Annotated in this window: 12 protein-coding genes; 5 read left to right on the top strand and 7 right to left on the bottom strand. The window is 37.3% G+C overall.

Annotation, left to right across the window (positions count from 1 at the left end):
• Positions 1-52 precede the first annotated feature (52 nt).
• Positions 53-2,713 (bottom strand): metallophosphoesterase, encoded by a 2,661-nt coding sequence (locus tag BM179_RS17675; protein ID WP_092018487.1) that lies wholly within the window; start codon positions 2,711-2,713, stop codon positions 53-55.
• Between the two features lie 35 nt (positions 2,714-2,748).
• Entirely contained in the window at positions 2,749-3,165 is a 417-nt protein-coding gene (locus BM179_RS17670; RefSeq protein ID WP_092018486.1) for a barstar family protein, read from the bottom strand.
• 1,136 nt (positions 3,166-4,301) lie between these two features.
• On the opposite strand from BM179_RS17670, the gene BM179_RS17665 reads away from it, so the two are divergent.
• Positions 4,302-4,688 carry a response regulator transcription factor gene (locus BM179_RS17665; protein ID WP_092018545.1) on the top strand — a complete coding sequence of 129 codons (387 nt, stop codon included), beginning with the start codon at positions 4,302-4,304 and terminating at the stop codon, positions 4,686-4,688.
• Positions 4,689-4,699: 11 nt separating this feature from the next.
• Positions 4,700-5,872 carry a sugar transferase gene (locus BM179_RS17660; RefSeq protein ID WP_092018485.1) on the top strand — a complete coding sequence of 391 codons (1,173 nt, stop codon included), beginning with the start codon at positions 4,700-4,702 and terminating at the stop codon, positions 5,870-5,872.
• Between the two features lie 44 nt (positions 5,873-5,916).
• Here BM179_RS17660 and BM179_RS17655 read toward each other — a convergent pair whose 3' ends face one another.
• Positions 5,917-6,111 carry a hypothetical protein gene (locus BM179_RS17655; protein ID WP_143095260.1) on the bottom strand — a complete coding sequence of 65 codons (195 nt, stop codon included), beginning with the start codon at positions 6,109-6,111 and terminating at the stop codon, positions 5,917-5,919.
• Between the two features lie 269 nt (positions 6,112-6,380).
• Between BM179_RS17655 and BM179_RS17650 the strand changes: the two genes are divergently transcribed.
• On the top strand, positions 6,381-6,947 hold the full coding sequence (locus tag BM179_RS17650) for an SPOR domain-containing protein (RefSeq protein ID WP_092018483.1): 567 nt from the start codon (positions 6,381-6,383) through the stop codon (positions 6,945-6,947).
• Positions 6,948-6,980: 33 nt separating this feature from the next.
• On the opposite strand, the gene BM179_RS17645 is transcribed toward BM179_RS17650, so the two are convergent.
• From BM179_RS17645 to BM179_RS17635, 3 genes are read right to left on the bottom strand one after another with little or no spacing between them, the layout of a single operon-like run.
• Positions 6,981-8,198 (bottom strand): glycosyltransferase family 2 protein, encoded by a 1,218-nt coding sequence (locus BM179_RS17645; RefSeq protein WP_092018482.1) that lies wholly within the window; start codon positions 8,196-8,198, stop codon positions 6,981-6,983.
• 47 nt (positions 8,199-8,245) lie between these two features.
• Positions 8,246-9,373 carry a glycosyltransferase family 4 protein gene (locus tag BM179_RS17640; RefSeq protein ID WP_092018481.1) on the bottom strand — a complete coding sequence of 376 codons (1,128 nt, stop codon included), beginning with the start codon at positions 9,371-9,373 and terminating at the stop codon, positions 8,246-8,248.
• Positions 9,370-9,738, bottom strand: coding sequence for an Hpt domain-containing protein (locus tag BM179_RS17635; protein WP_092018480.1), 369 nt, complete (start codon positions 9,736-9,738; stop codon positions 9,370-9,372). Before BM179_RS17635 ends, BM179_RS17640 begins: the two co-directional genes overlap by 4 nt.
• A gap of 628 nt (positions 9,739-10,366) precedes the next feature.
• Between BM179_RS17635 and BM179_RS17625 the strand changes: the two genes are divergently transcribed.
• A complete protein-coding gene (locus BM179_RS17625; protein WP_092018478.1) occupies positions 10,367-11,506 on the top strand; it encodes an FIST signal transduction protein in 1,140 nt (379 codons plus the stop codon).
• 6 nt (positions 11,507-11,512) lie between these two features.
• Positions 11,513-13,048, top strand: a complete 1,536-nt coding sequence (locus tag BM179_RS17620; RefSeq protein ID WP_092018477.1) for a response regulator — start codon at positions 11,513-11,515, stop codon at positions 13,046-13,048.
• A 35-nt stretch (positions 13,049-13,083) separates the two neighbouring features.
• Here the strand turns inward: BM179_RS17620 and BM179_RS17615 are convergent, their stop codons facing one another.
• Positions 13,084-15,177 (bottom strand): PAS domain-containing hybrid sensor histidine kinase/response regulator, encoded by a 2,094-nt coding sequence (locus BM179_RS17615; protein ID WP_092018476.1) that lies wholly within the window; start codon positions 15,175-15,177, stop codon positions 13,084-13,086.
• Positions 15,178-15,200 lie beyond the last annotated feature (23 nt).

Below are 15,200 nucleotides of genomic sequence, written 5' to 3'. Positions count from 1 at the left end.
TTTAAACCTAAAAAAGCCCGATACTCAATTGAATACCGGGCTTTTTTAGGTTTTATTTCACAAGCTTTAAAATCTTGCTGTCCCGCTCGGTTCTGAGCTCAACAAGATATAACCCTGAAGGAATTTTGTCGAACAGACTTCTTGATAAAATGCCTTTACTTTCAATCTTTAAAAATTCTCTTCCCTGCAAGTCATAAACACTCAGACTTTCAAACTGAAAAGGATTTTCACTGTTCAAAAGTTCTTCCAGTCCTAAAGCCTGATTTGAGATAGTAGAAATTGCAGAGTAGGAAATGTTTTCATCCAGGTCAGTGATTTTTAAGCGGTATTGGATATCACTTCCGAAACGGGGTTTATCCAGAAAAGAATAATTTAAAGTGCTTTCTGAATAACCATTCTGAGCTTTGGAATTTATGGTATAAACAGATTGAAAATTGTTTGAACCACTTTTCATCTCCAGACTGAAATTCTTAATATTTTGCTCCAGACTCGTAGCCCAATCAATTCTGATACCTTCTCCTTCTGACTTTAAGATCAGATTTTGTAATTGGAACCGGGCAGGAGAATAACCCAGTAAACCTCCGCTTCCGGTTTGACTGATTTCAAATTCACTGCTATGTGTACCATTGCCGAGATTGGTGTATAACCAGCCATTAGCGGTGGAAGAGAGTAATTGGATATTATCGGAAGTGATTTTTAAATGGCCATTTGAAGGATCTGCATCTGCATTGGCAGTGGAACTGATAAAGTAATTTTTCAGATCCACATGCTGAGAAATTCTGGAATTGAGTGCCGTTTTGATGGCATTGAAATCCTCATCTTTGTAATAAAATCTAACTTTAAGCTTCTGACCTGCGCTGAGTTTCTGATTTGATGACAGCGTCCAGAACCTCCTCATCGCATACCATCCAAGCGGGTTTTTTACATAATTTTCCGGATATTTTGCTTCGATTTTAGCTGCCCCTGAAGCCCCGGAAAGACTTACTGTTAAAGAATTATCTCCGATAGTTCCGATATTAATATCACCTTTTTTCACAGAAAGCAGAAGATTTCTGTCTTTATCCGAATAATGTACATATCCTTCTTCATCTGTACATTCATAAGTGGCGATACGGGTAGTACCATTAGAGGAAGGAATAACAAATTGCCCGATTCTGCAAGGATTTAAACTGACATTGAAGGTATCTGCCAGACAGTTTTTCCCATCTTTAACAGTGTAAATTACCTTTTTTGGAGGAGTCACATCAATACTTTTCCCTACTCCACCATTGTTCCAGTTATAAGCACCACCTGGCCAGGAAGCATTTAGAGTTAAGGTTTGGAAATGATCAATACTGATGTTTTTTTTCTGATTTACATCTTTCATCATGGTAAACTGATCATTGATTTTCCCCTCTTCAGTGATGAATTTAGCATCCAGTCTGTTTGCCTCAACTTCAATATAAAAAGAGCCTCCCTTATCGGGATAGGAATAATACATCGCATCATGAGGATAACTTGGTTTAGGCGTTCCCATTGCTCCGGCCGAACCTGAAACGACATAAACAATCCCTTCATTTTCAGCACTGTTACTGTTTTTGATAAAAGGACAGGAGTTGTCCGAATTATCATATTTTCCGGAAGAACTGCTTTTATTATAAAGCTCGGGTTTAAATGAAGCTTCTAATCCATAATGTCCTTTCATAAGCCTGGAACGCTCGTAATTATGGCTATGCCCGCATAATACCATGTCAACTTTGTATTTTTCCAGAAGAGGAACAAGGTTTTGTCTGATCAATTTCAGGTCGTTCTCATTATCGGAATCATGAGAACCCATTGTGTATGGAGGATGATGGAAATAGACAATTGTCCATTTCTGTTTATTAGCTTCCAGATCCTTCTTTAACCAGGTAATCTGCTCACTGACAAGGTCCCAGATATGAAATTGCTGTGCATCTGCTGCATAAGAATCAAGACTGATGAAATGAATATTGGCAAAATCATAGGAATAAAAGGCTTTACTTCCGGAAGGAACGCCACCTGATTCTCCCTTGACAGGCATAGAAAAAACCTGATAATAAGCCATGTCAGGATTGCCTTGTTTCTTCTCAAAAAAGTCATAATCATGATTTCCGGGAGCAGGAAAGAGAACGGTCTGCTTCATGATTTTGTCATTCTGGTATTGCTCAAAAAAAGATTTCTGAAAATCATTGTCGTCTCCGCCAAAATAGACATTATCTCCCATTAAAAGCCAGAGATTAGTATATTCGGCACCAATGTATTTAAGATAGGCTTCTTTGACATTTTTTTGTCTTTCTGACCTGTTTCCGCAATCACCCACTGCCCAGATCCGTACTTTTTGCTCGGTACCTGCTTTCGGGGCGGTTATAAAAAAGTTATCGCTTGTTCCCTGAAGTACTTTGTCCGTTGCGCCAATGCTGTAATAGTATTTTGTATTAGAGGCAAGATTTGAAATAGTGATAATGTGTTCCGTAACCAATTGGTTGTCAGTATTTGAGGCCGATAGTGCATCTGCTCTTAAACCATACTGAACTTTAGAAGAAGTGGCAACATCTGTTCTCCAGCGGATTTGTATACTGGTTGGCGTGGAAATCTGAAGATAAGGACCGCGGGTAACAGTTTGGGCAAGTATATCTGCATGATTTGCCAGAAAGAATATTCCTGAGAGAAACAGAAAAATCTTTAGTTTACGGTAAATATAGTTTTGTTTCATAATTGTGTGTTTCAGGCTTATTTACTGATGAAAACTTATTGTTCTTCAAACTCAATCCCAATCTCGGAAAGGTCCTCGATGGCTTCTTCTGAAGGTTCTATAAGGATTTTAATATTCTTTTGAACATCATCTCTGTGTTTCCATTCTTCAGCGGCATCGTCAAAAATACTGAGGATAACCTCTTTGGTTTCCAGGCTTTCTTCAGATAAAAGCAGGTCATAATTTTTGAGAATGATCAGAATTTCTTCTTCATTCAGCCATTCAAGGTCATTGATTAATTCATCAAATGAATCCAGGTTATTTTCAGCGTAGTCCGGAAATTTGAATATTTTACCCAGGGTTTCATAAAATTGACTGAGGTCTTGCACCTTTTCACCATCAATTGAAGCAATTAATGTATCAGGAATTGAATCGTTTTGGAAAATTGCTTTGAGAATTGTGTAATTGGCCATGAAGCTATATTTAATGTAAAAATCTAAAGAAGTAAGAATAAGTAAAATAAAGGCAATTTATAAACTTTCTAAACGCCAAAAGTTGTTTCAGACGTTTTTTTAAAAGAGAAAATAATTCATCATCAGGAATTTACCTTAGAGAGAGATTTCTTCTTTATTTCTCATAATTTGAAAACAAAAAAGCGCCTTTATCGCTTATGTTATTAAATGGAATAAAACAAACCCGGACTTCACGGAATAGTCCGAAATAGAAAGGATAAACTGCGGGAAAATTTCAGAATTCTGACTTGTAATTTTCAAAGAATGAAAAGTAAGTAGAATTATTTCTATTTTTAGTTGTTTGATTTTAAGAAGAGAGATTTAGGACCTTCGTCTTTGCAAAATTTATTGATTTGTTTTTTTCTTTGTTTACGTTTTTCTTCGCTAAAAGTGTAATTTTTGTATTAATAACCTTCGTAATTGGAAAGTTTATTAATATGTTTGCTATTATTTGGCAGGGTTTTTGCATTTTTTGGTAATTATAAATTCTATCCTTACCGGATTTAAATCCTAAAAAATATTAACATTTTACAGATAATGATATATTGATTATCCGATATCTGTTTAATATATTGAACATTGAAATATAAGTTCAGGTAAATTGGAATTATTAAAAAAGGGGCACACTGCTTTTCCGGTTATAAATCCGGGAAAAATGAAATTATGAATTGGATACAGTAATGGCTGACGGGTATTTAGCTGTCCCTGTTTCTGTATTTTTTGATGGAACAATTGTGGTTTTATCACTTCTGTATTTTATTCCGGTGCGCTTTTCTTGATTGATTCCTTTCTGAAATATAATTCGGTTCAAACGTTTACTATTATTTAATATGGCAATATGATTTCAACAAATATTGCCGGCCGTAAATAAAGCTTAATTGCCCGGATGTGTAATGGGTTGATTTAAAGTCTTTTGAAGGAGGGAAACAGAAATAATAGTAATAACAGCAGACATGATTATTGTTCAGTTTATGGCTAAATCATGTTTACTGAATGGCAAGGACAGATAATAACAAGACCTATAATGGGTAACTATGCCGCAATAGCGTCTTATATCTGCATAATCCTGATATATGTCTTTACAACAGAAAAACTATATGGAAAAGAAACAAACACTTCTGATTATTGATGATGAACCAAGTACCCGTATTATTTTGGAACATTTTCTGAAACAGGAATTTGATGTAACTGTCAGAGGTGATGGAATGGAAGGCCTGGCATGGCTGGAAAAGGGTAATGATGTTGATTTTGTGATTGCAGATCTTAACATGCCTCATTTGAACGGCAAGGAGTTTATCAAAGTAACCAGAGCAAGTAATTTGTTCTCAGAGATTCCTATTATCATTTTGTCAGGAACAGACGAAAGTAAAGAGAGAATAGAATGTCTTAATTTAGGTGCGGATGACTTTATGCTGAAACCTTTCAACCCGATGGAAGTTCAGGCGAAAATCAAAACCATTTTGCGAAGAGTTAAAAAAACTTAATCTGTTATTCTATGAATGGAGATTTACAACCAACACACCTGAAAATTTACTATGTTGAACAGGAACTTTCCAACACAGTAGAATTTTTAAAGAAATTCGGGCATGAACTTCAGATTAAAGTGCTGAATTCTCCGGAGGAAGCCATTGATCTTATTAAAAACAGTTACCCTCCCGATGCTGTTATTATCAGCAAGGGAACCGGAGGTTTTCAGTTTCTGGATACGATAAGAAGTGAGTCCTGGTCGAAAAATTTACCGGTAATTATTACGGTGAATGAAATTACTCCAGGCGTAATTAAAGAAATCATCAATAAAAAAGGAGATGATGTTTTTTTAAGGGATTTTAGTACCGGGGATTTAATGGCCCGTCTGAATTATTTTTCCCAAAGAAGACATTATGTAGCCATGAAACAGACTTCATCGTCTGTGTTGGATGTAAAAATACCGCTTTGGAAGCGCGCGTTTGATGTGCTGGCAACAGGATCTGCGCTTTTGTTACTTTCACCTCTTTTGATTCTGGTTGCTATCTTAATTAAAATCGATTCGAAGGGTCCGGTGGTTTATAAATCCAAACGGGTAGGAGCAGGATACAAAATCTTTGATCTTTACAAATTCAGAACGATGAGAACTGATGCAGATCAGTTGATTAAAAACATGGGTTCCCTGAATATGTACACAAAAGGAGATAATAAGAATAAAATTTCCGGATTGTGTGCTGAGTGCAGAGCCAAAGAAGTTGACTGTGAATTGCCTCTTTATCTTGACGGGAAACAGGTTTGTGAAAGAACTTATCTTGTTGAGAAAAGTGAAAAAGTGGCTTTTATGAAGTTTCAGAATGACCCTAGAATTACCAGAATCGGAGGGTTTCTGAGAAATACCAGTATTGATGAATTACCTCAGTTATTCAATATCTTAATCGGGGATATCTCATTGGTAGGAAACAGACCACTTCCTTTATACGAAGCTGAAAAGTTAACAACTGATGAATATATTTATCGTTTTGCCGGCCCGGGTGGACTGACAGGACTCTGGCAGGTAACCAAGCGTGGAAAAGGTAAGAAAGATATGACTGAGGAAGAACGTATCCAGCTGGATATTGAATATGCCAAGAAATTTTCTTTCGGAATGGATGTACAGATTATTCTGAAAACATTCCCGGCTTTGTTACAATCTGAAAACGTTTAAAGCTAAAGCAGGTTCGTTCCGATCACATGGCATCAGAACGAACCTTATTTTTTAACCCTCCTTAATATTTTCCCCATTCTGTCTCTTATCTGAACAGCACCTTTTAGCCTTTCAAACAGCCTGAAATATCCGGGTAATTCGCTGATACCTGAGTTGATTTTCTGAAGAAAAGTACCTGATTTGAAAACGTTGGCCATTCTAAAACCTTGAAATTCCAGATAATTTAGTAAATTTCGCATACTTTTCCCGGGAATTACCGCCAAAGGATACAAATCCTGTACCGGAAAGTATCGACAGAAGAACATTCAATTGACTTAATGGTTTTGGTTTATGCAATCCGTTTCTCCGGCAGAGTTACAGATGAATAAGCATTGCAAGCTATTTTGGAAAAACCTCTTAAATGATAACCTAAGTATTTCCCGTTTGAACGGATTAATAAAGTTTTAGCCGAAAATTTAAAATAAACCGCCCTAAATAATTCAAGTTTTGCCTGAAAAACAAATCTGCTATGAGTTCAAAAAAGCGTATAAGTCGTAGAGTAATTGCCCAAAGAAAATATCATTTAAAGTGGCTGATCGGAATTGGCCTGGCTATGTTGTCAGGTTTTTGTGGGGTGTATCTTTGGTGGATGTTGTCACCTTTACACAGCGAAACTACTTTTAAAGAATTTTTGATGCCGCATAATGATATTCCTTTAAAAGAACTGGCATTAGTTGTTCCGGTATCAATGGCTGAAGCGCCGGTTACTGATACTCCTCCTCAGCCTCCGCAAGTCATTGACTCCGACAAACCGGAAAAACAGGGAGAAACAACTGATTCTTTTGAGGGAGAAACGACTTTTAAGGGTAAATATTTACTTTTTACAGGGCTTTTTAAGGATTTTCTTAATGCCGAAAAACAGAAAGAAGAGCTGATTGCAAAAGGTTATCCGGCTCAGTTTCTGGAAGTTTCTAAAAAAGACGGTAAATTAATTAAAGTTTGTATCGGAGGTTATGAGAATGAAGCGGAGGCTGAAACCCAGGCGAAAATAGCCAGAAAAAAATTAAACATGGCTGTAGTTGTGCAGGAACAATAATTTTGAGAATACTGAGAAATTGAAGAGAGCCGGTTATTCGGCTCTCTTTACTTTTTCCCATATACCTGAAGAAAGTCCTTTTTTATATCTGAAATAACCTTGTATAGCACACCAGTTCATAAAAGAAAAATAGAACGGAACAAAAAGTGCCTTTACACGGATTTGCATATTTTCAAGTTTATATCCCAGAAATGCCATAGCATAGAAAATAACCTGCGCAACCATGGCTGTATTGTAGAAAACCATGTCGTAATGCTCCATACCTTCTTTAACCAGCAAAAGACCGATATTTGCCGCAAAAATCAGTGGAAGGCAAAAAGGTGCAACAGCCCATCTCATAGCCCGGTGTGATACATATTGGAAAGAAAGCCATCCGTATTTGAAAATATTCCATAGGTAAGATAAACGGGCAATTGCCTGAAAACCACCTGCTGCAATCCTCACTTTACGTTTTTTCTCATCTCCGATCGAAAAAGAAGGTCGCTCAATAGCATATGCTTCCGGTTCGTAAATGACGCGGTAACCTTCTGCTGCGATTCTGAGAGAAATGACAAAATCATCTAAAAGCGTATCTTTTTCTACATGGCCGAATAAATGAGTTCTGACTGCAAATAATTCTCCTGCCGCTCCGACTACGCTATAAAGCTTTGTATCAAGTTTTTTCAGAAAAGATTCATATTTCCAATACAAACCTTCTCCTGCTCCCGCAGCTGCCTCATTTTCATTGGTCTGAATCCTTTTTTCACCTGCTACGGCACCAACTTTCGGGTCATTAAAATGACGGACAATATTCTTTAAAGCGTCTTTATTAAGGGTTGTATTGGCGTCGGTGAAAATAACCACCGGAGTTTTGATGGTAGGAACCGCCATATTCATAGCCTCAATTTTGCCCCTCCGCTCAGAACCGCCCATAATCCGCAGATTCGGGTAGAGACTTTTCTGTGTTTCAAGAAACTCTGTAGTACCGTCATTTGAGCCTTCCGTAACAAAAAGAACCTCCAGTTTATCAGCGGGATAATCTGAACCAAACGAATTTTTCAGTTTGCTTTCTACAAAGGCCCGCTCATTATAAGCTGGTACAACCAGTGTGATGTTAGGTTCGAAAGAACTGTCAAATTTCTGAAGATATTCGATACCGAAGATTTTTCTGATTTTGATAAGAAACCAAACCAAAATTCCATAGCCCACATATGTATAAACAACCAGCAATATGGAAATCCAGAAAATAAGTTCAAGTAATATTTTTATCATAAGATGAGTGAAATGGTTAACGGTACAATGTAAATGTCAGAAGTTCCTTATTGAATTTCCTGATAAATTTCCAGCATTTTTTTTGCAGTATTTTCCCAGGTAAATAGCGGGGGTCTTAAATAACCGCCCTGTATCTTTTCTGCCCTTTTTGTCTCATTTTCAAATGCATCAAATATACCTTCAGTAATGCTTTCCACGGATTCAGGATTTACCAGAAATGCAGCGTCTCCGGCCACTTCAGGCATGGAAGAAACGTTTGAGGTCAGTACAGGTGTGCCTGCCGACATCGCTTCCAGAATTGGTAAACCAAAACCTTCCCGCAGGGAAGGATACAGAAAAAGAAAAGCCTGGTGATACAGCACAGTCAATTCATTATTGGAAACATAACCCGGGAAAATAAACCGGTCAATCAGAGCGGATTTTCCACTCTTTTCCAGAATTTCAGTAACCATTGCTGCATCTAATGCCGTTATTACCAGTTTTACTTCAGGGTATTTTTCAGTAAAAGGAATGAAAGCGTTTATAACATTAGGGACATTCTTTCTCGGATCTTTGTTACCAAGAAAAAAGAAAAACTTTTCAGGTAAATTAAACTTCGCTTTCACCTTTTCTGATTCCCCGGCATCCGGTTTTTCACCGAATCTCTGGCTTACGCCATTATGCACAACTGTAACCTGTTCTTTCGGAACATTCAGTGCCCGGCTGATATTGGCTTGTTCTACCGTAGAAATAGTAAGTACTTTCCGGCATTTTCCAAAAATGAGAGGAAGTAAGTATTTACGGTACATATTACCATATTTCTGATAGGCAGTTCCACCATTACCCCCACTGTTTTTTTCCAGAAATATTACATCATGAAGAGTGAGTACAATCGGCGTTTTACAGAACAACGGAGCGGTATTATTGGTACAGTGAATCAGATCAAGTTTGTATTTGCTGAGTTCTTTAGGTAAAAGTATTTGTTCCCAGTAAACATAATTTCCTCCCGGAATGCGGACAATTTTGAAATTCTCAGTTTCCTTTATACAGGTATCATCCTCATCAGGTTTTACAAAAATAAAGTACTGATTAACCTTGTCAATCCGTTGAAGTGTGTGAATCAATTCTAATGCCACAATATCCATTCCATGCTTTTTAGGCCTGAAAATGCGTTGTGCCTCTATGCCAATTCTCATATAATTTGATTAAGACGGTCTATATCTTCCTGAATGATTGCTTTAAGGTCATATAACTGCCCGTTAATATCTTCATAAAGTGCTATCAGGGCATTATATTCTCCTCCGCTTTTTAAGCTTTTTTCAAGTTCCTGAACCTGTGGATGAAGGGCGGTAAGTCCGCTCATGGAAAAGGAAGGTTTTATTTTATGAACAAGTTCTCCTGCAGGAGCAAACTGACCATCTCTGATGAGCCCTTCAACTTTTTCCCATGATGGAATACTGTCAGTCAAAAAGAGATTAAACATCATTTGCGTAATTTCAGGATCCCCGCCATAAAGTTCTTCCAGATATTTGGCATCTAATTTGGGGTTAAAAATAAACATACGGGAACAGGGGTTGGTGAATTTGAATGGCAAATAATTTTTATCTTTCAAATATATAAAAAAATGATTCCCTTGGTGTGCATAAGCACGAAAAAAAGATTTTAGCGCAGAAAAGAAATGAATTTTCAGCAGGAAAAAAAGTAAAATATTGCATCACATAAAACTACCCGTTAGTAAACGTTAAGACTAATGAATTGTGGGATAAATGAAAAAATACCACTTAAAAAAAACTCTTTTGTTTTTAACGTTTTCTAGAAAAAAATGTGTTATTTTAATTTTTAGAGTGAATGTATCAGTTTTTAGAAGTATTTGAACACAATAGAAATCCTGGTATTTCCTTCTGATAAAATATGGAATCATTATTTTTTTCAATATTCTGAAAGTGTTCTGCAACACCTGTTTTGAAACAAACATACCAGAATTTAACAGTGCAAAATTATAAAACCTCTTTTATCACTTGATCGTTGATTGCCGATTGGCCATTAACAAATCTGTCTGGCATCGGGTATTTATTCCTGTGGAAGATGCTCTTTTTCAGATAGTTCAGATTGAGGACTTCCGCCAGAAATCCAATTTACAGTCAACCAGCAAAGCAGACCTTTATTTAACGAATTTATACTAACCAGGTATGAAAATAGATCAGTTTTTTTACAAATCCGAAGAGTGGCACACATTGTCTGATGAAAGTAATTCAACACAGGGAAAAGCGCAATTGGTTTTAGCTTTTGGGGAAAGAGAAATTTTAGAACGTATAAAACCCTATGAACATCTGAGGAAATTATACCCCGTTGCTGAAATTATCATTAATTCAACCTCCGGAGAAATTTATCCGGACGGGGTTCAGGATCATACCGTGGTAGTAACAGCAATTCAGTTCGATAAAACTACCATAAAAAGTACTAAAATCAGTATTAACGATTATACAGAGAGTTTCGAAGCCGGAAAACAGATTGCGGAAGCGCTGGATCAGCCGGATTTAAATTCAATTTTTATCATTTCCGATGGCGGAAAAGTAAACGGAAGTGCTCTGATCGCTGCATTTAATGAAAGATTTGATAAAAATGTGCCAATTACGGGCGGACTTGCCGGAGATGGCACAGCTTTTGAGAAAACAGTTGTAGGATTAAATGCTGAACCAGAATCCGGGCAAATCGCTGCTGTCGGATTTTATGGAAAAAGTCTGCATGTCGGGCATGGTTCAGTAGGAGGTTGGGACGTTTACGGACCTGAAAGGGAAATTACGAAATCAGCTTATAATGTTCTTTATAAGATCGGAGATAAACAGGCACTGGATTTGTATAAAGAATATTTAGGGAATTATGCTTCAAGTTTACCGGGAGGCGCCTTGTATTTTCCGCTTTCCATTAAAGCTACTCCTGATTCGGAACCATTGGTCAGGACGATTCTTTCGATTGATGAAAATGAGAAATCAATGACTTTTGCCGGAGAAATGCCGGAAGGGGCATTGGTAAGATTTATGAAGGCTAATTTTGACAGGTTAATAGATGCCTCTTCGACTGCGGCACAAAATACCTATCGTTCTTTTTCCCAGCCTCCGGAATTAGCGATTCTGATAAGCTGTGTAGGAAGAAAACTGGTACTTGGTCAGCGAACGGAAGAGGAGATTGAAGTAGCGAAAGAAATTTTCGGAGATTCTACCTGTTTAACCGGTTTTTATTCATACGGGGAAATTTCGCCTTTAGTGGCAGGCACTCGGTGTGAACTGCATAACCAGACAATGACAATTACTACATTCACTGAAGATTAGGCATAAATGGAATTGGATCTGACTCATAAACTACTAGCAAAACAGGTAAAAAAATACCTGTCATCAGAGTCTTTGGCAAGTGAAGATGTTACAAAATTTCTAAATGCTGTCAATGAATCTTATAAGAATTTTGACAGAGATAAGGAGCTTTTTGAACATTCTTCATTTCTGAATGAGAAGGAGTACACCGAAATTAACCAGAAACTGAAAGACGAAGCTGAACATCGGAGAAAATCGGTAGAAAAACTGATTGAAGCGATTGGTTCACTGGAAATTCCAGATAATTACCAATTACCTGATTTTGATGCCAATAACCTGATTTCTCTCGTTGGTTTTCTCAACAAACAGATTGAAAACCAGAAAGGTATAGAGCTTGAACTCAGACAATCCAAAGAATTAGCAGAAAAAGCCACCCAGGCTAAATCTGAGTTTTTATCAATGATCAGTCATGAAATAAGAACGCCGCTTAATGCTATTGCCGGAATGACCTACCTGATGCAACAGGAAGACGGTTCCCCGGCGATGATGGAAAACCTTAAAGTTCTTCAGTTTTCAACCGAAAACCTTTTGGCGCTTATTAATGATATCCTTGATTTCAGTAAAATTGAAGCAGGAAAGGTTGAACTCAAAGAGATGCCTTTTGATCTGAGACAACTGGTTTCAAATATCAAAAATGCCAATCAGCTCAAAGCGCATGAAAAAGGAAATAGTATCCGGCTGATGATTGATGATGAGCTGGAAGATACTTTTATCGGTGATCCGGTGAGAATTGGTCAGGTATTGACTAACCTGGTATCGAATGCTGTAAAATTTACTTCTAAGGGTAGTATTTTTATTGAAATTGTAGTGCATTCGAAAAAAGAAAACTCCCTGGTGCTTGATTTTTCGGTTACCGATACCGGAATTGGTATTGATGAAGATAAACAGGAATTGATTTTTGAGAAGTTTACCCAGGCTCATTCCAGCATTGAAAGTCAGTATGGCGGAACCGGCCTCGGCCTGGTAATTACCAGAAAACTGTTGAAACTTTATAATAGTGACATTAAACTGGAAAGTACACCGGGAAAAGGATCGAAGTTCTACTTCAGACTGGAGTTGAAAACCAGTAATACTACCCAGAAAAATCTGCAGATACTTTCGGAACAGATTAATGAAAGTACTTTAAAGGGGATCAGAGTATTGTTGGTGGAGGATTATCCCGTAAATATAAAAGTGGCCCTGAGATTCTTAAATAAATGGCAACTCGATGTGGATGTTGCAGAGAATGGACTGATTGCCTATGAGAAATTTCTGAAGACCAAATACGATATCATCCTGATGGATATTTTAATGCCTGAAATGGATGGATATTGCGCTACAGAAAAAATCAGAGAGATTGATCCGGAAATTCCGATTATTGCACTTACAGCTTCAGCAACAATCAGTAATCAGGATAGAGCTTTTGAAGTAGGAATGACTGATTATTTAACTAAACCTTTTAATCCGAAGGAATTATTTCAGAAAATAGCCAAATACTGTAGTGCCAGACTTCAGCAGATTTAATATCCGGCTATTTCCGATAAACTTTTTATTGATTTCTAATCCATTAATGCATTTAGTTTCCCGTATTCTTCTTTAATAACAGGAAGCATATTTTCAAGCTCTGACATTAAAGAATGCAGTAAATCTCCTATTTTCCCCCAGTCTGATTCATTTTTGGCAAAGCTTTCGAGTTTATGCATTTTTTCTTCCAGATAAGTAAGACCAACCATTACAATAGAAGGCTTAAGTTTGTGGACCATTCTGCCGAAAAGCATAAATTCCTTTTTTTCCAGCAACTCACTTAAGAGGTCAAAATCAGGTAAAACATCATTGAGAAATGTTTCAAACATTTCAGCTGCGTATTCTATGTCGTCTCCGTAAAGTTCAATCAATCTGTTTCTGTCAAGTTTTGTGGAAAAAAGAAAATCAAGGTCAGCTTCAGCATCGTTAATCGGTATTTTGGAGAAACGTTCCAGAAGATCATGTAACTGGCCCGGATTAAACGGTTTGGTAAGAAAATCGTTCATTCCTATTTCCAGCGCTTTATTCTTTTGATCCAGCATAGCCGAAGCAGTAAGCGCAATGATCGGGATATGCTGATTAGGATTTTGCGTGCTTCTGATGGCAATTGTAGTTTCATAGCCATTCATATGAGGCATCTGAATATCCATCAGAATAATGTCGAAACGTTCTTCCTGAATTTTTTCCAAAGCCATTTTTCCATCCGAAACGATAGTATGTCTGACATCCCATTTATTCAAAAGGCTGCCGATATACTTCTGATTCATCAGATTATCTTCCACAACAAGTACATGACCATTGTCAAGATTTCTTTCCGGAACAAAAAGCGGATTGTTTTTGACCAGACTTTCCACACCACCTTTTGTGTAACGAATTGTGAAAATAAAGGTAGTGCCAAGATTTTCCCGGCTATTTACTGAAATTTTACCTCCCTGAAGCTCAACAAGCTGTTTGGTAATGGCAAGTCCAAGTCCTGTTCCTTTGTATTTCTGTCCCTGAGGATTGATTTGCTTAAATTTCTGAAAAATAAGGTCTATTTTATCTTTAGGAATACCAATACCTGTATCGCTGATTTGAAATTCGAGGATATAATATTTCACATCATCTTTCAATACAGTAACAGAAAGTGTGATTTTGCCTTTTTCTGTAAATTTCTCAGCGTTTCCAAGGATATTCAACAGAATCTGATTCAGTAACAATTCATCGCCGATTACATTGGATTCAATGCGTGTATCGATCATAAACTGCACTTCGATAGGCTTTTTCCCAAGTTTAATTTCAAATACCTTTTGAATGGTTCTCAAAAAGCCAACCAAATCAAATTCCTTATCCTGAATCTCTACCCTGCCGGCTTCAATCTTGGCAATATCCAGCAAATCAGAAATCAGGTCGTGCAGGAAATCTGAAGAAGTTTTAAGGATTTCTATGTATTCAAGCTGTTGTGTGGAAGGTTGTGTGTCGTATAATAAATGAACCATCCCGATGATAGCATTGAGAGGTGTTCTGATCTCATGGCTCATATTGGCAAGAAACTGTTTCTCGGCATTTCTTGCTTCTTCTGCCAGAATTGTGGCACGTTCTATCCCCAGTTCAAGTACTTTATGGTCAGTAATGTCATAATGGATTCCTACGGAACCTGAAATTTTACCAAATTCATCAAAAATAGCAGCACCACTGATAAGCACCCATATCCTGTCTCCGTATTTTTTAATCAGTTGAATCTCATAAGTGCCTGCCTGTCCGGTTTTGCGATCTTCGGATTGCTGTAAAAGTACCTCCTGAAACTCTTTTGGTACAAGCATTTCCATGGCATTTTTCCCCAGAAGTTCACTTACTTCATAGCCCGACATCGAACAAAACCGATCATTTGCCTTTACAATCAGGCCTTTATTATCTACTTCCAGCAGACCTAATTCAAGGTTTTCGACAATTCCTCTGTATTTTTCCTCACTGTTTTTTAGTTCCTTGGTTCTTTTTATAATTTCTTCTTCCAGGCTTTTATTCAGGAATAAAAGATTTTGATTTGCTTCAAAAAGTTCCAGGGTCTTTTCCTCCATAATTGATTCAGCCTGTAACCTGGCCTTCCTCTCTTTATGATTGTCCCATTTGAGTGAATCAGTATTTTCCATCAGTGTATAAGTTCAAGACTACT

This window comes from Pseudarcicella hirudinis (assembly GCF_900115665.1).
Classification (GTDB): domain Bacteria; phylum Bacteroidota; class Bacteroidia; order Cytophagales; family Spirosomataceae; genus Pseudarcicella; species Pseudarcicella hirudinis.
Note: the sequence above shows the minus strand (reverse complement) of the source record. Positions and strands in the feature narration are given on the sequence as shown.